This window comes from Streptomyces sp. NPDC057854 (genome assembly GCF_042797055.1).
GTDB lineage: Bacteria > Actinomycetota > Actinomycetes > Streptomycetales > Streptomycetaceae > Streptomyces.
In genome coordinates this window covers 175,785-194,339 of sequence record NZ_JBHVMF010000016.1, presented here as the reverse complement: position 1 = coordinate 194,339, position 18,555 = coordinate 175,785, and the positions used below count along the sequence as shown (strand labels likewise).

Genomic DNA, 18,555 nt, shown 5'->3' with positions numbered 1-18,555 from the left:
ATACCTGCTGGCTTGCCGTGGAGCGTAAGTTCGCCTCGAACACAGCGTCAACAGTTTGTTGAAATTGAAGTGTGGTGTTCCGGTCGGCGGCGGCGCCTTGGGCGCGACAGGACAGGTGTCAGCACCGCCGCCGACCGGAAATCTGGGGCCCCGGGAGCTCCGGGGCGGCCGGTCAGACCTGCGCGCCGGAGAGGCGCTCGACGGCGCGGAGCAGGGCCGAGTGGTCCAGGCCGCCGTCACCCTGCGCGCGCAGCGAGGCGACGAGCTGGGCGACCACGGCGCCGACCGGGAGGGCCGCGCCGACGTTGCGGGCGGCGTCGGTCACGATGCCCATGTCCTTGTGGTGCAGGTCGATCCGGAAGCCGGGCTTGAAGTCCCGGTTCAGGAAGTTGTCCTTCTTGCGGGTCAGCACGGTCGAGCCGGCCAGACCACCGTTGAGGACGTCGAGGGCGGCCTGGAGGTCCACGCCGGACTTCTCCAGGAAGACCACGGCCTCGGCGCACGCCTGGATGTTCACGGCGACGATGAGCTGGTTGGCCGCCTTGACCGTCTGGCCGGAGCCGTGCGGGCCGCAGAGGACGATGGTCTTGCCGAGGGCCTCCAGGATCGGGCGGGCCTCGTCGAAGTCGGCCTGCTCGCCGCCGACCATGATGGAGAGCACGGCCTCGATGGCGCCGGCCTCGCCGCCGGAGACGGGGGCGTCGATGACGCGGATGCCCTTCTCCTTGGCGTTCTTGGCCAGGTCGACGGAGGTCTGCGGGGTGATCGACGACATGTCGATGATCAGCGCGCCCTGCTTCGCGTTCTCCAGGATGCCCTCGGGGCCGTAGGAGATCGCCTCGACCTGCGGGGAGGCGGGCACCATCGTGATGACCACGTCGGCGTCCTTGACGGCCTCGGCGATCGAGCCGGCCGCGGTGCCGCCGGCGGCGGCCAGGCGGTCCAGCTTGTCCTGCTCCAGGGTGAAGCCGGTGACCGAGTAGCCGGCCTTGATCAGGTTCTCGGACATGGGGGAACCCATGATGCCGAGGCCGATCCACGCGATCTTGGGGAGGTTGCTCATGAGGGTGCCTCTCAAAACAAGGTGGTACGGGGAGGGGGCCTGCGTCAGCGGGCCGGGCGGGCCTCGGCGGCGAGCCATTCGAAGGACGCGGCGGCGTCGGCGGCCTTGTACTCCAGGCCGACGAAGCCGTCGTAACCGGCCTTCCTCAACTCGTCGAGCAGCTGCTCCAGCGGCAGTTCGCCGGTGCCCGGGGCGCCGCGGCCCGGCATGTCCGCGATCTGGACGTGGCCGGTCTTGTCGGCGTACCGCGCGATGACCTCGCTGACGTCCTCGCCGTTCATGGCCAGGTGGTAGATGTCGAGGAGGAACTTGGCGTTGCCGAGCCCGGTGGCCTCGTTCACCTTGTCGACGATCTCGATCGCGGAGGGGGCGCTCACCAGCGGGTAGAGCGGCGACTCCGGCTTGTTGAGGGTCTCGATCAGCAGGATCGCGCCGACGCGGTCGGCGGCGCGGGCCGCCAGGACCAGGTTCTCCAGGGCGAGGGCGTCCTGGGCCGCCGGGTCGACGCCCTCCACGCGGTTGCCGTAGAGCGCGTTGAGCGCCTTGCAGCCGACCGAGGCGGCGAAGTCCGCGGCGATGTCGATGTTGGCCTTGAAGCGGTCGGACTCCTCGCCCGGGACCGAGACCGCGCCGCGGTCCGGGCCGGGGAGCTGTCCGGCGTAGAAGTTCAGGCCCACGAGCTGGGTGCCGGCGTCCTCGAGGGCCTTCTTGAGGGTGTCGAGCTCGCTCTGCTCGGGGGTGGCGGTGTCGATCCAGGGCCACCACAGCTCGACCGCGGTGAAGCCGGCCGCGGCGGCGGCCGCGGGGCGCTCCAGGAGCGGGAGTTCCGTGAAGAGGATCGACAGGTTCACATCGAAGCGCTGGTCCGAGTATCCCATGAGGGGCGGCGCTCCTTCCGTATTGCGGAAGTCGTTTTCTGTCTGACGGAAGGTTGCCGGGCGAGCGCTCCACTTGTCAAGAGGTCCCCGCAGGTCCGGGGCTCCCCAGTGGCGCGAACGGCCCGTAGCGTGGGGGCATGGTGCGTTTGAGAGTGGAGTTCACGACCGAGCCGTTCGACCTCGACGAGGCGCCGGCGCACGCGGTCGTGGCGCGTGAGGTCATCCAGTCGGCGGAACTGGACGCCGTCGACGTCGGCCCCTTCGGCAACACCGCGGAAGGCGGCGCCGAGGCCGTGCTCACCGCCGTCGACGAGCTGCTGCGCAAGGCGCTCGCCGCCGGTGCCACCCGGGTCTCGCTCCAGGTCAACGTGATCGGTGAGGGCGGGGAGGACGCGAAGTGACCGAGCATCCCTTGACGGCGGCGGTGAAGCCGCTGGTCGACGCGATGGGCGCGGAAGTGCTGGAGCCGGCCCAGGCGGCGGCCGACGACGTCGTGCTGTCCTGGGAGGGCGAGGACGTCCTCGCCGTACGGCTGCCGCAGCTGTCCGACTCCCTGGACCACATCCTCGCGGCGATGGAGCGGCGGCACGGGATGCCGCTGGCGGAACTCGACCGCAAGGCCAAGCAGGAGGTCGTCCGGGTGCTGGAGGCCCGCGGCGCGTTCGCGGTGCGGCACGGAGTGGAGACGGTGGCCGGGGCACTCGGTGTCAGCCGCTTCACCGTCTACAACTACCTGAACAGGGAAAACGCCTCCAAGAACGCCTAGTTGATCAAGATTTGCCACGAGCCGTCGTCCGCATGTCGGGACGACGGCTTTTGTGTCACCGAGTTTTCAACAAAGTGTTGACGTGGTGTTGCCGAGGGCGTTAGCTATCCGCAGCCCGTCCGACGCACAGCGAAAAACAGCCACGGAGGCTTCCCGTGACTTCAGGTACGACACCGGGCCTCACCCGGTTCAACACCTCCGCGGAGAGCGAGGCCCGTGCCGCGCTCCACGAGGTGTGCACCAGCTCGGCGTGGGGGAGCAGGGTCCTCGCCCAGCGCCCGTACGCCACCGCCGAAGCCCTCTTCCTCGCGAGCGACGCCGCCACGGCCGAGCTCACCGCCGAGGACCTGGCCGAGGCGATGGCGGGCCACCCGCCGATCGGTCGCCCGAAGGAAGGGGACGCCACGTCCACCCGCGAGCAGAGCGGGATGGCCGGCTCCTCCGCCGAGCTCAAGGCCGAGATGCTCGAACTGAACCTGGCCTACCAGGAGAAGTTCGGCCACGTCTTCCTCATCTGCGCCACCGGCAGGACCGGCGAGCAGATGCGCGACGCGGTCAAGGAGCGGATCGGCAACGCGCCCGAGCAGGAGCGCGAGATCGTCCGCACCGAACTGGGCAAGATCAACCGCATCCGGCTCACCCGACTCGTAGAGGAAGAGAGCGCCGCATGAGCACCGACACCACGGCCTCGGTGTCCACCCACATCCTGGACACCAGCATCGGACGCCCCGCGGAGGGCGTGGCGATCACCCTCGCCGCCCGCGCCGGCTCCGACGCCGCCTGGGTGACGCTCGGCGGCTCGGCCACCGACGCCGACGGACGGTGCAAGGACCTGCCGGCCCTGCCGGTCGGCACCACCCACGTACGCCTCGACTTCGAGACCGAGGCGTACTTCCTGAGCAAGCAGAACCAGCAAGCCGAGGCGCAGCAGGACGCCCCCGCGAATCGGGACAGCGGTCCGGCCGGTGCTTTCTTCCCGGAGGTGGCGATCACGTTCGCCGTCAAGCCGGGCGAGCACTACCACGTACCGCTGCTGCTCAACCCGTTCGGCTACTCCGTTTACCGAGGGAGCTAGCAGACATGCCCACGATTCTCGGCCAGAACCAGTACGGCAAAGCAGAGAACCGCGTCGTCAAGATCACGCGGGACGGCGCCACCCACCACATCAAGGACCTGAACGTCTCCGTCGCCCTCTCCGGCGACCTCAGCGACGTCCACCTCACCGGCTCCAACGCCAACTGCCTCCCCACCGACACGACGAAGAACACCGTCTTCGCGTTCGCCAAGGAGTACGGCATCGAGTCCGCCGAGCAGTTCGGCATCCACCTCGCCCGCCACTTCGTGACGAGCCAGGAGCCGATCAAGCGGGCCCGGATCCGGATCGAGGAGTACGCCTGGGAGCGCATCGCCTCCTCCGACGCCAACTCCAAGTTCATCGGCGCCGACGAGGTCAACCACTCCTTCGCCCGCAAGGGCCAGGAGACCCGGGTCACCCAGGTCACCTACGACGGCGAGAAGTGGGAGGTCATCTCCGGCCTCAAGGACCTCGTCGTCATGAACTCCACCAACTCGGAGTTCTGGGGCTACATCAAGGACCAGTACACCACCCTCCAGGAGGCGTACGACCGCATCCTGGCCACCCAGGTGTCCGGCCGCTGGCGGTTCAACTGGACCGACGACGACCAGCGGATGCCCAACTGGGAGCGGTCCTACGAGCAGACGAAGAAGCACATGCTGGAGGCGTTCGCGGAGACGTACTCGTACTCCCTCCAGCAGACGCTGTACCAGATGGCCACGCGGATCATCAACCACCGCGCGGAGATCGACGAGGTGCGCTTCTCGCTCCCGAACAAGCACCACTTCCTGGTCGACCTCGAGCCCTTCGGGCTGAAGAACGACAACGAGGTCTACTACGCCGCGGACCGCATGTACGGCCTCATCGAGGCCACGGTCCTGCGTGACGGCGCCGAGGCGCTCATCCCGGTCGACATGACCAACCTCTGAGCGGCACCACATCTCTGAGCGGCACTGAGTGAACCGGTCCCCGCCCGCCCGCAGTCGGGCGGGGACCGGCACCAGACCGGAGGGAACCCAGCATGGCACTGCCCGCACCGGGGCCGGCGTCCACCGAAGGCCCGTGTCCCACCCCGTCGTCCCCCTCGGCCCCGCCCCAGGCCGCCTGCCACCCGGTGGACGAGAAGCTCCCCGCCTCGCGGCTCGTCCCCGCGGCACTCCAGCACATCGCCGCCATGTACGCCGGCGTCGTCACCCCTCCGCTCATCATCGGCCAGGCCGTCGGCCTGGACGCCGCCGGGATGACCCGGCTCATCGCCGCCAGCCTGCTCATCGCGGGCCTCGCGACCATCCTCCAGACCCTCGGCGTCCGGAACTTCGCCGGCAACCGGCTCCCGTTCGTCAACGCCGCCTCCTCCGCCGGCATCGCGCCCATGCTGGCCATCGCCGAGACGAGCGCCCCCGGACACCAGCTCCCCGCCATCTACGGCGCGGTCATGGTCGCCGGCGTCTTCTGCCTCGCCGTCGGCCCCTTCTTCGGCCGGCTGCTCCGCTTCTTCCCGCCGCTCGTCACCGGCGTCGTCATCACCCTGATCGGCGTCACCCTGATGCCGGTGCCCGTCAGCTGGGCCCAGGGCGGCGACAAGACCGCCGCCGACTTCGGCGCCATGAAGTACCTCGCGCTCGCCGGCTTCACCCTGGTCGTCGTCCTGCTGTTCCAGCGCTTCGGCCGCGGCTTCCTCAAGCAGATCGCCCTGCTCCTCGGCCTGTTCATCGGCACCCTCGCCGCGATCCCGTTCGGGATGGCCGACTTCACCGCCCTGCGCGAGGCGCCGGTCGCCGCGCTGCCCACGCCCTTCGCCTTCGGCGCCCCCGAGTTCCAGCCCGCCGCGATCCTCTCCCTGTGCATCGTGATGCTGGTCCTCATGACCGAGTCCAGCGCCGGCATGCTCGCCCTCGGCGAGATCTGCGACCGTCCCAGCGACGGGAAGACCATCACCCGCGGCCTGCGCACCGACGGCATCGCGACCCTGCTCGGCCCCGTCTTCGGCGGCTTCCCGACCTCCGCCTTCGCGCAGAACGTCGGCGTCGTCTCGCTCACCCGGGTCCGGTCCCGCTACGTGGTCGCCGTCGCCGGCGGCGCCCTCCTGGTGCTCGGCGCCTTCCCGGTCCTCGGCGCGGTCGTCTCCCTGGTCCCGATGCCCGTCCTCGGCGGCGCCGGCATCGTCCTCTTCGGCTCCATCGCGGTCAGCGGCATCCGGACCCTCTCCGAGGCCGGACTCGACGACAGCTCCAACATCATCCTGGTGGCGGTCGCGCTCGGCGCGGGCATCATCCCGCTCGCCGCCCCCACCTTCTACGCCGGATTCCCCGCCTGGGCGCAGACCGTGCTCGGCTCCGGCATCAGCGCCGGCGCGCTCGTCGCCGTCCTGCTGAACCTGTTCTTCCATCATCTCGGCACCCGGAGCCGTCAGACGGCCCCGGCACTCAAATCCTCCTAGGGTCCTGCCGTGCCCAACCCACCCATGAGGAATGAAGGAAGCACCGCCATGGCAGCACCTTCGGCAGACCGGCGCATCGTCATCGAGAACGCGGCGATCGCCACCGTCGACGCGCACGACACCGAGTACGCCTCCGGCTACCTCGTCGTCGCCGGCAACAGGATCGAGTCGCTCGGCGCCGGCAAGGCCCCCGAGAACCTGGAGAACGTGGTCCGGCGGATCGACGCCACCGGCCACCTGGTCACCCCGGGCCTGGTCAACACCCACCACCACTTCTACCAGTGGATCACCCGGGGCCTGGCCACCGACCACAACCTCTTCAACTGGCTGGTCGCGCTGTACCCGACGTGGGCGCGGATCGACGAGCAGATGGTGCGGGTCGCCGCCCAGGGCTCGCTCGCCATGATGGCCCGCGGCGGCGTCACCACCGCCATGGACCACCACTACGTCTTCCCGAAGGGCTCCGGCGACCTCTCCGGCGCCATCATCGGCGCCGCCTCCGAGATGGGCGTCCGCTTCACCCTGGCCCGCGGCTCCATGGACCGCAGCGAGAAGGACGGCGGCCTGCCGCCGGACTTCGCCGTCGAGACCACCGAGGGCGCGCTCGCCGCGACCGAGGAGACCGTCAAGAAGCACCACGACGCCTCCTTCGACTCGATGACGCAGGTCGCCGTCGCCCCCTGCTCGCCCTTCTCCATCTCCACCGAGCTGCTGCGCGAGGGCGCCGCCCTCGGCCGCCGCCTTGGGGTGCGCATGCACACCCACGGCTCGGAGACCGTGGAGGAGGAGAAGTTCTGCCACGAGCTCTTCGGCATGGGCCCGACCGACTACTTCGAGTCGACCGGCTTCCTCGGCGAGGACGTGTGGATGGCGCACTGCGTCCACATGAACGACTCCGACATCGCCGCCTTCGCCCGCACGAAGACCGGTGTCGCCCACTGCCCGTCGTCCAACGCGCGCCTCGCCGCCGGCATCGCCCGCGTCCCCGACATGCTGAAGGCGGGCGTCCCCGTCGGCCTCGGCGTCGACGGCACCGCCTCCAACGAGTCCGGCGAGCTCCACACCGAACTCCGCAACGCCCTGCTGATCAACCGCCTCGGCGCCCACCGCGAGGCCGCGCTCAACGCCCGCCAGGCCCTCCGCCTCGGCACCTACGGCGGCGCGCAGGTCCTCGGCCGGGCCGACAGCATCGGCTCCCTGGAGGCCGGCAAGCTCGCCGACTTCGTCCTCTGGAAGATCGACGGCCTCGGCCACTCGTCGATCGCCGACCCGGTCACCGCCATCGTCTTCGGCGCGGCGGCCCCGGTCACCGCGTCCTTCGTCAACGGCGAGCAGATCGTCGAGAACAACCGGCTGCTCACCGTCGACGAGGACACCATCGCGCGCGACGCGCGCACGGAGGCGCAGCGCCTGGCCCGCATCGCGGCCCAGGGCTGACCCTCCCCCCGGAGTCCGGTCGAGGGGGACGGCCCTCGACCGGTCGCCGCGGACCCGAGCCGGGTCCGCGGCAGCCGGACCGGGAGGCGCCGTACGCACCCGTCGTACGGCGCCCCCCGGCACGGTGCCCCCCCGCCCGCACCCCCACCGGGCGTCCCGTCCCCGCGCCGTACCCCCTCCGCCGGCGCGCCGCACCACCCCGCACCGAGCCGCACCTCCTGCACTTCGCACCGCATCGCACCACCTCCCTGACACCCGCGTCACCGCCGACGTGTACCCGACCGGAGGAACCGCCGTGGCCGACGAGCCCCAGGTTCGCAATGCACAAGACGCAGGCACCGCCCCGGAAGACCGGACCAAGCATCCGGTCGACGAGACCCTGCCCCCTCTGAAGATGTTCACCAGCGGCCTCCAGCACGTGGCCGCCATGTACGCGGGCGTGGTGGCCCCGCCGCTGATCGTCGGAGCGGCCGTCGGCCTCTCGGGCACCGAACTCACCTTCCTGACCGGCGCCAGCCTCTTCACGGCCGGCCTCGCGACCTTCCTCCAGACGCTCGGCGTCTGGAAGATCGGCGCCAAGCTCCCCTTCGTCAACGGCGTCACCTTCGCCGGCGTGGCCCCCATGCTGGCCATCGTCGACACCGCGGAGGACAAGGCCGACGCGCTGCCGATCATCTTCGGCGCGATCATCGTCGCCGGTCTGCTCGGCTTCCTCGCCGCGCCGTGGTTCTCCCGGCTGGTCCGGTTCTTCCCGCCGGTCGTCACCGGCACCGTCATCACCCTCATCGGCATCTCGCTGCTGCCGGTCGCCTTCGGCTGGGCCCAGGGGCCCAACCCGGCGGCCGAGGACTACGGTTCGGGCAAGTTCCTCGGCCTGGCGGCCGTCACCCTCGCCATCGTGCTGCTGCTGCGCCGCTTCACCCGCGGCTTCCTCAAGCAGATCGCGGTGCTCGTCGGCCTCGTCCTCGGCACGGTGATCGCCATACCCTTCGGCGTCACCGACTTCACGCCGGTGGCCGAGGCGGACATCGTCGGCTTCCCCACCCCCTTCCACTTCGGCGCCCCGCAGTTCGCGCTCGCCGCGATCATCTCGATGTGCGTGGTCATGCTGGTCTCGATGACCGAGTCGACCGCCGACATGCTGGCGCTCGGCGAGATCGTCGAGCGGCCCGCCGACGAGAAGACCATCGCGGCCGGTCTGCGCGCCGACACCCTCGGGTCGGCGCTCAGCCCGCTCTTCAACGGCTTCATGTGCAGCGCCTTCGCGCAGAACGTCGGCCTGGTCGCCATGACCCGGATCCGCAGCCGCTTCGTCGTCGCCTGCGGCGGCGGCATCCTGGTCCTGATGGGCCTGTCGCCGGTGATGGCCTCGCTGATCTCGGTCGTGCCCCGCCCGGTCCTCGGCGGCGCGGGCGTCGTTCTCTTCGGCTCGGTCGCGGCCAGCGGCATCCAGACTCTGGTCAAGGCCGGCCTGGAGAAGGACAACAACGTCCTCATCGTGGCCGTCTCGATCGCGGTCGGCATCATCCCGATCACGAAGCCGGACTTCTACCACGCCTTCCCGGAGACCGCGCAGATCATCCTGGACTCCGGCATCTCCACCGGCTGCGTCGCGGCCGTCCTGCTCAACGTGGTCTTCAACCACTTCGGCAAGCGCCGGGACGACGACGAGGTGACGGCGCCGATGGAGCCTGGCGAGGAGATCTCCGAGACCCGCGCCAAGACGGTCCACGCCCACTAGCGACCGGACGCCCCGGCACCACCGCCCCGCCCGCCCCGGGCCCCGCGCACCCCGCGGGGCCCGGGGCGGCGCCGTGTCCGCCGCCCTCACGGCTCCTCCCGGGCGATCCGCCGGGCGCACTCCCCGGCCAGCGCGGGGTACGCGGCGGCGATCGCCTCGTACAGCCTGCGCCGCAGCAGCCGCTCGGCCTCGCGGCGGCCGGTGTCGCCGTACAGCCCGTCGAGCAGCGTCTCGTATCGGGCCAGCGCCTGGCGCAGATAGCCCACCTGCCAGCGGACGAGCGAGCCGGCCGGCGCCGGTCCGCCGCGCACCGCCGGTCCGCCCCGCAGGGCCGCCAGGTGCCGGTGGCGGACCGCCCGCCGCTCCAGCTCGGCCGCCGGCAGCCGCGGCACCTCGATCGGCTCGGCCCGGATCGCCGCCAGCACCGCGGCCCGCCGCGTCCCGGCGAGCACCCCGACGGCCGCGGGCCGCCGCGCCTCCGCCAGCGCGGCCGACGCCGCCGTGAACTCCGGCGTCCGCTGCACCGCCTCCACCCGCGCCAGCAGATACAGCCGCACCGGCGCCGGCGCGTACCGGCGCGGGTCGCGCCCCTGCACGTCCGGCAGTCCCAGCAGCTCCCGCACCATCGCGTCGCTCCAGCCGCGCCGCCGCAGCCCGGCCGGCGACACGTACAGCGTACGGTCCGTCATCATCCCCCCAGATGCGATTACTCAGCGTGACGGTCCCAGTGAAGCGCACCCCACTGACAACGACCCCGTGACGCCCCCTTGCGAACCGCTCCCTCCGCATGCGATATAGGTCTGGACCTTTCCGAGGGACGGAGGCCGGCCCGTGCAACGCCCGCTCACCGCACGCCTGTTGACCGCGATCGCGCTCGCCGCGCTCCCGTCCTGCTCCGCCGGCCCGCCCCCCGACACCACCCCGCCGGCACCCCCCACCGGCCTCACCGCCACCTCCGGCAGCGCCACCACCGTCCACGTCATGTGGGAGGCCGCCACCGACGACCGCGCCGTCACCGCCTACCAGGTCCTCCAGGACGGCCGCCAGGTCAGGGAACTCCCCGCCACCACCCTCATGACCGACGTCACCGGCCTCGCCCCCGGCACCCGCCACACCTTCGCCGTCCGCGCCCGCGACGCCGCCGGCAACACCTCGCCCGCCACCCCCGCCGTCGCCGCCACCACCCTCCGCGCCGCCGCCGAGGACCGCCGACCCCCCACCGTCCCCGGCACCCTGCGCGCCACCCCCGCCGGCCCCGACGCCGCCGTCCTCACCTGGACCCCCGCCCGCGACGACACCCGCGTCACCGCCTACGACGTCCACCAGGCCGGCGTCCGCATCCACACCGCACCCGGCACCGCCACCACCGCCCGCGTCACCGGCCTCCGCCCCGGCACCGCCTACTCCTTCACCCTCCGCGCCCGCGACGCCGCCGAGAACTCCTCCCCCGACACCGCCCCCGCCGACCTCACCACCCCCTCCGCCCCCGGCGCGCCCCCCAACACCTCCCCGCGCGCCCTCACCGCCACCTCCGCCCGCGGCGAGATCACCCTCACCTGGACCCCGCCCGAGACCGGAGGCCCCGTCACCCACCACGAACTCCACATCGACGGCCGCTTCGCCACCACCGTCGTCTGGGGCACCACCCCGCCGGCCGGCCGCGCCACCTACACCTTCCCGGCCCAGGCAGCCCCCGGCACCACCCTCACCCTCACCCTCCGCGCCCGCCTCCCCGACGGCACCTGGGGCGACTTCTCCGCGCCCCGCACCGTCGTCGTCCGCTGACCCCAGGCCGATCGCGCGCCCCGCCCGGGGGACGTCCTCAGGCCGATCCCGGCGCCCCCGACCTACCCTGGAACCGTGGCCGAGACCGTTCTCACCAATACCGGGCTGGACCAGTTCCTGGCGCTCCTCGACGGCAGCCCCGAGCACCGCGACCCGGCCTTCGTACGGGCCGCCGAGGCCGTGCTCGGGCTGCTCGCCCTGCGCGGCGCCGACCGGACCGGCGGCCTGCCCGAACCGGACCCCCGACTCGTCCGGCAGCTGCTCGTGGAGGACCTGCCGGCCTTCGTCTACGCCCCGCCCGGCGACCTCCCCGCCTACCCCGCCGTCCTCGGCGCCCTCGCCGGCTGCTTCGACGGCGAGCTGCGGCAGCGCGTCGCCGCCGTCGTCGAGGAGACCGGACCCGACTTCGAACGGGCCATGACCGATCCCGGCAACCTCACCTGGCACCGCTGGTACGCCTCGCTGCTGCGCACCGTCGGCGCCGACCTCGCCGATCCCGACGACGTCCGCCGCCGGATCGGCGCCCTCGACGGCGCCCCGCTGCCCGACGGCGTGCACCGCGCCGACCTCATGGGACGCACCGCGCTCGCCGAGACCGTGCTCGCCGAGGCCGTCGCCCGCGCCTACGTCCGCGACGCCGAACAGCCGCCCGCCGCGGGCCCCCTCCTCACCGACCACGCTGTCGCCGCCGGCGTCGGCCGCGTCACCGCCGCGCTCCTCGACCGCTGGACCGCCGCGGGACTCGCCGACGAGCTCGCCGGCCCCCACGCCCGCCTCGCGCCCGGCCCCGACGACTTCCCCCACCTCGTCCTCGCCGACGCGCTCCTCGACGAACACCTCGACCACTACGGCGACCCCGCCGCCCCCGTCCCCCCGCCCGCGGAGTCCCCGCACCCGGGCGCCGCCGACCCCGAACGGGACGCCGACCAGCTGCTCGCCGCCGTCGAGGAGCTCGCCGAGGAGGAGTACGAGCCGTACGGCGGCGAGGCCCCGCACCTGCTCTACGCGCTCTACCAGCGCGGCTGCGCCGCCGACTCGATCGCCCGGCGCGCCGCCGAGTACGAGGACTGGATCGTCGACCCGGACCTGGAGGACGTGCCCGTCGCCGTGCCCGAGGGCGTCACCGGCGCGTACGTCACCCCGCCCGTCCCCGAACTCGTCCGGCTGCTCGGCTCCGCCGGCCTCACCGAGGACGACCGGGCCCGCCTCGAAGGCCCGGCCGGGGACCTCGCCGCCGTCGCCGACCGGCTCGCCGCCACCGGGCTCGTCCTGCGCTCCGGGGACGCCTTCGCACTGACCCCGCGCGGCGCCGCGACCGTCCGCTACCTGCTGCGGGTGCGCCGGGTCGCCGCGCCCACCGCCGCCGAGGCCGCCGCCTGGTCCGCGCGGGAACTGGTCGCCGCCGCCGCGCAGTGGCCGCAGCCCGCCGCCGCGCGCGTGCTCGGCGACTGGCTGCACGCGCGCGCGGGAACAGCCGACGCCTGGTCGGAGCTGCTGGCCGCGTTCGCCGCCGTCCACGCCCACGCGTCCGAAGGAGCCGCCGTGCGCGCCCTGTTCGGGCTCCTCGACACGGCCGCCGCCCCGCCGTCCGCCTTGCGCGGCGCGCTGCGCGACCCGGTGGTCGGCGCCGCCGTCCTCGACGCGCTGCGGGCGCGCGGCGAGGACGCCGACCCGGTCCAGGTCCCGGTCTCCGCCCGCGCCCTGCGGGTCCTCGACCGGCTGCCCGCGAAGAAGGGCCCGCTGGAGTCCCGGCGGGCCGCCTTCGACGCGGCGGCGGCCGACTGGCCGGGCGGCTCGGCCGCCCTCGTCCGGGCGATGGCCGAGGCCGACCGGCACGGCACCGAGCGGGTCCTCGGCCCGCTCGGCATCCGCCTGCCGTGACGTACCCCTGTCAGCCCGTCAGCCCGTCGTGAGGTACATCCCCGTCGGCCCCGTGCCCGCCGTGTTCCGGCAGGCGCGGTGGCCCGACGGGACGGCGTGGATCAGCGCGAGGCAGCGCCCGAGCGCCTGCTGGCCGTACGCGTTGGGGTGCATGGACTCCTGCACCAGGCCCTGCGTGGACTGGCTGTCGATCCACCGCGCCCACTCGCTCGCCGCGCCCGACGGCGGCAGGGAGGCCGTCACCTGGCGGCTCGCCTTCGCGCACACCTCACGGCCCTGGAGCGCGTCCCGCAGGTCGAGGAACTGCGCGCCCTTCGCGACCGCCACCTGCCGCAGCCGGTTCGCGAGCTGCGGGACGAGGGAGTCGCGCGCCCAGTCGGAGTCCTTGTTCCAGAACGGGCAGCCGCCGGTGTTCGTCCGGGCCCAGCCGCTCTCGGCGTAGCGGTTCTCGGCGGCGCGGGGGATCGGCGACGGGTACGACTGGAGCACGATCCGGTAGTCGGAGGACGCGTAGCCCGCGCCGCTCATCACGGCCCGGATCTCGTCGACCGCCTTGCCGACGCCGGCCATCGCCGTGTCCATCCGGGCGTCGACCGCGGCCTGCTGGTCGTCGTGGCAGTAGGAGTACCAGACGATGTAGTCGGTCGCGCAGGTGCTGATGATGTCGGCGAAGCCGAGGTCGTTGCCGCCGATCGACAGGGCGATCAGCTTCACGTCGTGCGAGGCGGCGACGGCGGCCAGCCGGTCGGCCTGCGGTGCCTCGCCCCGGAACGCCACGCCGCCCTGGGAGGCGCGGAAGACGTGCTCCGTCTTCGCCCCGGAGCAGGCGAGGTTGATCAGGGTGCTCGCGACGGGCCCGGCGCTGCGCACCTCGGAGACGTCCGAGCGGTGGCAGCCGCCGGCGGTGGCGCCGTACACCCGCGCCGGGTCGTAGCCGCTGCCGGTCCAGGCGCGGTCGGTGCCGTCGCGGGCGCCGGTGTTCGTGAGGCTGTTGCCGAGCCAGCGGCCGGCCTCGCCGGAGATGTAGCTGTCGCCGAGGGCGACGACGGCGGTGGGGCCGACGCCGGGGGTGGCCTGGGCCGGGGGAGCGGTGAGGGAGGCCAGACCTGCGGCGGTGCACAGGGCGAGGAACGCGCGCAGCGCGCGGTGGGGGGTCGAGGGCATGGCTGTGCTCTCCTGCGGGTGCGCAGTGGTGTGGGGGACAGCCGCCGGCCGGTGGCATGGCGGAATCTCGCACGGCGCGTCTTATTACCGCTAGGTAGCTGCATATCTCGGTTGCGTCACGTCGCCTGTGACGCGACAGGGCCCGGGCCCCGGATCTGTGCGTTTCCCGGGGGCCGGGCCCTGACGTGGTGGTGCGGGAGGTCAGCCGACGAGCTGCTCGTACGCGGGGAGGGTGAGGAAGTCCGCGTAGTCCGCGTCGAGGGAGACGTGGAGGAGGAGGTCGTGGGCCTGCTGCCACTTGCCGGCAGCGAACGCCTCGTCGCCGATCTCGGCGCGGATGGCGGCCAGCTCCTCGGCGGCGACCTCGCGGGCCAGCTCGGGGGTGGCCTTCACGGTCTCCCCGGCGTGCTCGAACTCGACGCCGGCGTTGATCCACTGCCAGATCTGCGAGCGGGAGATCTCGGCGGTGGCCGCGTCCTCCATCAGGTTGAAGATGGCGACGGCGCCGAGGCCGCGCAGCCACGCCTCGATGTAGCGGATGCCGACCTGGACGGCGTTGCGCAGGCCGTCGTAGGTGGGCCTGGCGTCGAGGGAGTCGATGGCGATGAGGTCGCCGGGCGCCACGGAGACGTCCTCGCGCAGCCGGTCCTTCTGGTTCGGCTTGTCGCCGAGGACGGCGTCGAAGGAGGCCATGGCGATCGGGACCAGGTCGGGGTGGGCGACCCAGGAGCCGTCGAAGCCGTCGCCGGCCTCGCGGTCCTTGTCGGCCTTGACCTTCTCGAAGGCGACCTTGTTGACCTCGGCGTCCTTGCGGGACGGGATGAAGGCCGCCATGCCGCCGATCGCGTGCGCGCCGCGCTTGTGGCAGGTGCGGACGAGGAGTTCGGTGTACGCGCGCATGAACGGGGCCGTCATCGTGACCGCGTTGCGGTCCGGGAGGACGAACTTGGCCCCGCCGTCGCGGAAGTTCTTGACGATGGAGAAGAGGTAGTCCCAGCGGCCGGCGTTGAGGCCGGCGGCGTGGTCGCGGAGCTCGTAGAGGATCTCCTCCATCTCGTACGCGGCCGTGATGGTCTCGATGAGGACCGTGGCGCGGACGGTGCCCTGCGGGATGCCGACGTAGTCCTGGGCGAAGACGAAGATGTCGTTCCAGAGGCGGGCCTCCAGGTGCGACTCGGTCTTCGGCAGGTAGAAGTACGGGCCCTTGCCGAGGTCGATCAGGCGCTGCGCGTTGTGGAAGAAGTACAGGCCGAAGTCGACGAGGGCGCCGGGCACGGCCCGTCCCTCGAAGGTGAGGTGGCGCTCCTCCAGGTGCCAGCCGCGCGGCCGCATGACGACGGTGGCGAGCTCGTCGGCGGGCTTGAGGGCGTACGACTTGCCGGTGCGGGCGTCGGTGAAGTCGATGTTCCGGGTGTACGCGTCGATCAGGTTGAGCTGGCCGAGGACCACGTTCTCCCAGGTGGGCGCCGAGGCGTCCTCGAAGTCCGCGAGCCACACCTTCGCGCCGGAGTTGAGCGCGTTGATCGTCATCTTGCGGTCGGTGGGGCCGGTGATCTCGACGCGGCGGTCGTTCAGGGCCGCCGGGGCCGGCGCGACCTTCCAGGAGTCGTCGGCGCGGATCGCGGCGGTCTCCGGCAGGAAGTCGAGGGTCGACGTGCGGGCGATCTCGGCGCGGCGCTCGGCGCGGCGCGCGAGGAGCTCGTCCCGGCGCGGGGTGAACCGGCGGTGGAGCTCGGCGACGAAGGCGAGGGCCGCCTCCGTCAGCACCTCCTCCTGGCGCGGCAGGGGCTCGGCGTCGACGACGGCCAGGGGGGACGGCGCTGGTGCGGACATGACCTGTCACTTCCTTCAGCGGGCTACGCGTGCGGTACCGCGGCCGCCGGGCGTCACGGACGGCACGGAGTGCCGCGGGTGCCGAGATACGGCCGCGCGCGCCTTCACCGGGGCTCAGGCGCTTCTATGCAGTGGATATTAGTTTCCTCATGGTGGAAGTTCAATCGTTTGTTGATGTCGAGATTCTTCGGGTCGACAGAACATGGCTCCGAGTGCCAGCCCCCTCACTCCAGGTGCCCGCACCCGGCGCCGCTCACCCCTCCAGCCGGTACAGGTCCGCCGCCGTGTCGATGTCGAAGGGCTCCGCCACGTCCCCGCACTCCACCAGGGCGATCTCCGCCCGGTGCGCCGCCAGGTAGTCCCGCGCCCCCCGGTCGCCCTCCGCGCCCGCCGCGATCCCCGCCCACCGGTCGGCGCCGAACAGCACCGGATGTCCCCGCCGCCCGCCGTACGAGGCCGCCGCCAGCGCGTCCCGCGCCCCGTATGCCTCCCGCACCCGGGCCACCGCCGCTGCCCCGATTCCCGGCTGGTCCACCAGCGACACCAGCGCGGCGTCCACCCCGCGCGGATCCGCCGCCAGCGAGGCCAGGCCGACCCGCAGCGACGAGCCCATCCCGTCCGCCCACCCCGGGTTCTCGGCCAGCACGCACCCGGACAGCTCGGCCCGCTCCCGTACGAGCTCCGCCGACGCGCCCAGCACCACGTGCACCACCGCGCAGCCGCCCTCGCGCAGCACCCGCACCGCGTGTTCGACCAGCGGCCGGCCCCGGTACGGCAGCAGCGCCTTCGGGCGCCCGCCGAGCCGCCGCCCGCCGCCGGCGGCCAGCAGCAGCCCGGCGACGAGGGGGGACGGGGACGGGGAGGAAGGGGAGGGAGAGGAAGTCGTCGTCATGGGGACTGCTTACCGCATGACGCGGAATGACACGGTCGCATGAATGCGGCGCCCGGCCTCTTCCCCGCCGGGCGGCCGAGGGGTTAACTGACCCCCACTCAGGGCGCCCGACCACCGCCCGGAGCCAGCCGGAGCGGACGTCTCGGAGTGGGGGGCCGTGGTGCGGAGCGTGGAGCAGAGGCCGGTGACCGGCGAGACAGTGGACCCGAGGGTGACCGGACTGCGGTCCGCCGTGGCCCGTCTCCGGCGCGAACTGGCCGGGCACCGGGTCGAGTTCGCCGACCGCGAGATCGCCGAGGACGCCCTCGCCGCGCTCGACGCGATGGCGGTGAGCGGCGCCCCCGAGGTGTGGCGGCTGCGCCGCAGCCTGCTCCTCGTCGCCGGCTCGCTCGGCTCCGTCAGCGCCCTCTCCGAAGCCCTGGCCGCCGTCCGCCACGCCGTCGAACTCTTCGGCCCCGCCCACCCGCCCCGGCAGCCCGGCGCCTGACCCCGGTGCCGGACCGGCCGCCCGCCCGGCGCCGGACCCCCGGCGCGGCGGCCCGGGTCGCCTATTCCGTTTCCGTACGCGCCGCCTCCGCGCGACGGGCCTCCGCGCGGCGGATCGCCGGGGCGATGGCCGCCTCGACCGCCGCGCGGCCCTCGACCGCCGAACCGGTCCGCTCCACCATCGTCCGCACCAGCGCGTGGTAGAAGAACGCGGGCGCCCCCGACGCCCACCAGCCGACGTTCTCCGGGTCCAGCATGAAGTCGAGCAGCGCGTCGGGCCGGGCCGGGACGAACGCGTAACCGCTGTGCTCCCACTTGTCGTCGACGCCCCTGCTCCACCGGTCCCGCAGCTCGGCCTCGCCCAGCTCCGGCAGGACCGCGCGGAAGCAGCCCGCCCACTGGTGCGACTGCGTGTCCATGCCGAACGACAGCAGTTCCAGGCGGTGTTCGTCGTCGCGGATGCCCAGCTCCTCGCGCAGCGCCCGCCGCGCCGCGCCGAACAGGTCCGGGACGCCGTCCTTGAGGTCGTGGACGCCCGACATCCCCTCGTTCGCCGAGGAGTTCCACCGGTTCGGGTTCGTGCCGACCGTGGCGCTCCGGCGCGACACCAGGATCGCGTCGTCGGGCTCCGACACCACGATCACGTTCGCCCCGAAGCTGCTCGACAGGAAGCCGTTGACCGCGACCGGATCCTTCCCGTCCAGGTAGTGCTCCCGCAGCGTCAGACCCACCCCCTCGCCCTCCTCCAGGCGGCGGTCCAGCTGCTGCGCGGCCAGGAAGGTGAAGTAGTCGGCGGGGGAGAACCGCAGCTCCACGATCGGGTCCTCGTGCCGGTCGGTACGGGTGACCGCGATGGTCTCCAGGGCGAATCGCGGGTGGTTCCAGCGCTGCGGCAGGCCGGCGACCGCCCGGGTCTCCTGCTCGTCCTCGATCTCCTGCCGCCACCGCAGCACGTCCGCCGGGACGTGCACGAAGGTGTCCGGCTCGTAGTAGACCCGGAGGTTCTCCTCCTTGATGGGGCGCGTCCCGTCGCCCTCGTAGACGTAGTACGGAGTCCTCAGCGGCCCGATCCGGAAAAGGTCGCGGTCAGCCACGGTTCCCTCGCTCCCCGTTG

The 18,555-nt window shown here is 72.8% G+C and carries 18 protein-coding genes; 11 read left to right on the top strand and 7 right to left on the bottom strand.

Annotated features, from left to right (window positions below):
- Nucleotides 1-172: 172 nt before the first annotated feature.
- Nucleotides 173-1,063: a 2-hydroxy-3-oxopropionate reductase gene (locus ACFVQZ_RS23520; RefSeq protein ID WP_383625666.1), complete on the bottom strand. Its 891-nt coding sequence runs from the start codon at nucleotides 1,061-1,063 to the stop codon at nucleotides 173-175.
- A gap of 44 nt (nucleotides 1,064-1,107) precedes the next feature.
- Nucleotides 1,108-1,941, bottom strand: coding sequence for a TIM barrel protein (locus tag ACFVQZ_RS23515; RefSeq protein ID WP_030496407.1), 834 nt, complete (start codon nucleotides 1,939-1,941; stop codon nucleotides 1,108-1,110).
- Between the two features lie 140 nt (nucleotides 1,942-2,081).
- Here ACFVQZ_RS23515 and ACFVQZ_RS23510 point away from each other — a divergent pair, with 140 nt between their 5' ends.
- The 8 genes from ACFVQZ_RS23510 (at nucleotide 2,082) to ACFVQZ_RS23475 (ending at nucleotide 9,400) form a co-directional block, all read left to right on the top strand.
- Nucleotides 2,082-2,342, top strand: a complete 261-nt coding sequence (locus ACFVQZ_RS23510; RefSeq protein ID WP_036415824.1) for a hypothetical protein — start codon at nucleotides 2,082-2,084, stop codon at nucleotides 2,340-2,342.
- A 44-nt stretch (nucleotides 2,343-2,386) separates the two neighbouring features.
- Nucleotides 2,387-2,707: a helix-turn-helix domain-containing protein gene (locus ACFVQZ_RS23505; protein WP_107645490.1), complete on the top strand. Its 321-nt coding sequence runs from the start codon at nucleotides 2,387-2,389 to the stop codon at nucleotides 2,705-2,707.
- A 155-nt stretch (nucleotides 2,708-2,862) separates the two neighbouring features.
- The gene (gene uraD / locus ACFVQZ_RS23500) at nucleotides 2,863-3,378 is read left to right on the top strand and encodes a 2-oxo-4-hydroxy-4-carboxy-5-ureidoimidazoline decarboxylase (protein WP_030496410.1); all 516 of its coding nucleotides are present in this window, start codon (nucleotides 2,863-2,865) and stop codon (nucleotides 3,376-3,378) included.
- On the top strand, nucleotides 3,375-3,782 hold the full coding sequence (uraH, locus tag ACFVQZ_RS23495) for a hydroxyisourate hydrolase (RefSeq protein ID WP_030496411.1): 408 nt from the start codon (nucleotides 3,375-3,377) through the stop codon (nucleotides 3,780-3,782). Before uraD ends, uraH begins: the two co-directional genes overlap by 4 nt.
- 5 nt (nucleotides 3,783-3,787) lie before the next feature.
- Nucleotides 3,788-4,711: a factor-independent urate hydroxylase gene (gene pucL, locus ACFVQZ_RS23490; protein WP_030496412.1), complete on the top strand. Its 924-nt coding sequence runs from the start codon at nucleotides 3,788-3,790 to the stop codon at nucleotides 4,709-4,711.
- Between the two features lie 92 nt (nucleotides 4,712-4,803).
- Complete coding sequence (locus tag ACFVQZ_RS23485; RefSeq protein ID WP_030496413.1) at nucleotides 4,804-6,222, top strand: nucleobase:cation symporter-2 family protein; 1,419 nt, start codon at nucleotides 4,804-4,806, stop codon at nucleotides 6,220-6,222.
- 48 nt (nucleotides 6,223-6,270) lie between these two features.
- Nucleotides 6,271-7,659: an 8-oxoguanine deaminase gene (locus tag ACFVQZ_RS23480; RefSeq protein ID WP_030496414.1), complete on the top strand. Its 1,389-nt coding sequence runs from the start codon at nucleotides 6,271-6,273 to the stop codon at nucleotides 7,657-7,659.
- A 394-nt stretch (nucleotides 7,660-8,053) separates the two neighbouring features.
- Entirely contained in the window at nucleotides 8,054-9,400 is a 1,347-nt protein-coding gene (locus ACFVQZ_RS23475; RefSeq protein WP_107645491.1) for a nucleobase:cation symporter-2 family protein, read from the top strand.
- An 86-nt stretch (nucleotides 9,401-9,486) separates the two neighbouring features.
- On the opposite strand, the gene ACFVQZ_RS23470 is transcribed toward ACFVQZ_RS23475, so the two are convergent.
- Nucleotides 9,487-10,092 (bottom strand): hypothetical protein, encoded by a 606-nt coding sequence (locus ACFVQZ_RS23470; protein WP_321193102.1) that lies wholly within the window; start codon nucleotides 10,090-10,092, stop codon nucleotides 9,487-9,489.
- A gap of 139 nt (nucleotides 10,093-10,231) precedes the next feature.
- Here ACFVQZ_RS23470 and ACFVQZ_RS23465 point away from each other — a divergent pair, with 139 nt between their 5' ends.
- Nucleotides 10,232-11,185: a fibronectin type III domain-containing protein gene (locus ACFVQZ_RS23465; RefSeq protein ID WP_383625659.1), complete on the top strand. Its 954-nt coding sequence runs from the start codon at nucleotides 10,232-10,234 to the stop codon at nucleotides 11,183-11,185.
- A gap of 75 nt (nucleotides 11,186-11,260) precedes the next feature.
- A complete protein-coding gene (locus ACFVQZ_RS23460; RefSeq protein WP_383625655.1) occupies nucleotides 11,261-13,066 on the top strand; it encodes a hypothetical protein in 1,806 nt (601 codons plus the stop codon).
- Between the two features lie 18 nt (nucleotides 13,067-13,084).
- Here ACFVQZ_RS23460 and ACFVQZ_RS23455 read toward each other — a convergent pair whose 3' ends face one another.
- From ACFVQZ_RS23455 to ACFVQZ_RS23445, 3 genes are all read right to left on the bottom strand, one after another.
- Nucleotides 13,085-14,230, bottom strand: a complete 1,146-nt coding sequence (locus ACFVQZ_RS23455) for a GDSL-type esterase/lipase family protein (RefSeq protein ID WP_383625652.1) — start codon at nucleotides 14,228-14,230, stop codon at nucleotides 13,085-13,087.
- A 201-nt stretch (nucleotides 14,231-14,431) separates the two neighbouring features.
- Nucleotides 14,432-16,063: a malate synthase A gene (gene aceB, locus ACFVQZ_RS23450; RefSeq protein ID WP_030496420.1), complete on the bottom strand. Its 1,632-nt coding sequence runs from the start codon at nucleotides 16,061-16,063 to the stop codon at nucleotides 14,432-14,434.
- Nucleotides 16,064-16,316: 253 nt separating this feature from the next.
- Nucleotides 16,317-16,955: a nucleotidyltransferase family protein gene (locus tag ACFVQZ_RS23445; RefSeq protein WP_030496421.1), complete on the bottom strand. Its 639-nt coding sequence runs from the start codon at nucleotides 16,953-16,955 to the stop codon at nucleotides 16,317-16,319.
- A gap of 157 nt (nucleotides 16,956-17,112) precedes the next feature.
- On the opposite strand from ACFVQZ_RS23445, the gene ACFVQZ_RS23440 reads away from it, so the two are divergent.
- Nucleotides 17,113-17,442 (top strand): DUF5955 family protein, encoded by a 330-nt coding sequence (locus ACFVQZ_RS23440; protein WP_383625648.1) that lies wholly within the window; start codon nucleotides 17,113-17,115, stop codon nucleotides 17,440-17,442.
- Between the two features lie 61 nt (nucleotides 17,443-17,503).
- On the opposite strand, the gene ACFVQZ_RS23435 is transcribed toward ACFVQZ_RS23440, so the two are convergent.
- Nucleotides 17,504-18,535 (bottom strand): hypothetical protein, encoded by a 1,032-nt coding sequence (locus tag ACFVQZ_RS23435; protein WP_051788080.1) that lies wholly within the window; start codon nucleotides 18,533-18,535, stop codon nucleotides 17,504-17,506.
- Nucleotides 18,536-18,555: the final 20 nt, after the last annotated feature.

What these genes read in the sequence shown, in the direction of transcription:
- ACFVQZ_RS23520 (WP_383625666.1), bottom strand. Translation starts at nt 1,063, where the DNA reads ATGAGCAACCTCCCCAAGATCGCGTGGATCGGCCTCGGCATCATGGGT.
- ACFVQZ_RS23515 (WP_030496407.1), bottom strand. Translation starts at nt 1,941, where the DNA reads ATGGGATACTCGGACCAGCGCTTCGATGTGAACCTGTCGATCCTCTTC.
- ACFVQZ_RS23505 (WP_107645490.1), top strand. Translation starts at nt 2,387, where the DNA reads ATGGGCGCGGAAGTGCTGGAGCCGGCCCAGGCGGCGGCCGACGACGTC.
- uraH (WP_030496411.1), top strand. Translation starts at nt 3,375, where the DNA reads ATGAGCACCGACACCACGGCCTCGGTGTCCACCCACATCCTGGACACC.
- pucL (WP_030496412.1), top strand. Translation starts at nt 3,788, where the DNA reads ATGCCCACGATTCTCGGCCAGAACCAGTACGGCAAAGCAGAGAACCGC.
- ACFVQZ_RS23485 (WP_030496413.1), top strand. Translation starts at nt 4,804, where the DNA reads ATGGCACTGCCCGCACCGGGGCCGGCGTCCACCGAAGGCCCGTGTCCC.
- ACFVQZ_RS23480 (WP_030496414.1), top strand. Translation starts at nt 6,271, where the DNA reads ATGGCAGCACCTTCGGCAGACCGGCGCATCGTCATCGAGAACGCGGCG.
- ACFVQZ_RS23475 (WP_107645491.1), top strand. Translation starts at nt 8,054, where the DNA reads ATGTTCACCAGCGGCCTCCAGCACGTGGCCGCCATGTACGCGGGCGTG.
- ACFVQZ_RS23470 (WP_321193102.1), bottom strand. Translation starts at nt 10,092, where the DNA reads ATGATGACGGACCGTACGCTGTACGTGTCGCCGGCCGGGCTGCGGCGG.
- ACFVQZ_RS23455 (WP_383625652.1), bottom strand. Translation starts at nt 14,230, where the DNA reads ATGCCCTCGACCCCCCACCGCGCGCTGCGCGCGTTCCTCGCCCTGTGC.
- aceB (WP_030496420.1), bottom strand. Translation starts at nt 16,063, where the DNA reads ATGTCCGCACCAGCGCCGTCCCCCCTGGCCGTCGTCGACGCCGAGCCC.
- ACFVQZ_RS23445 (WP_030496421.1), bottom strand. Translation starts at nt 16,955, where the DNA reads ATGACGACGACTTCCTCTCCCTCCCCTTCCTCCCCGTCCCCGTCCCCC.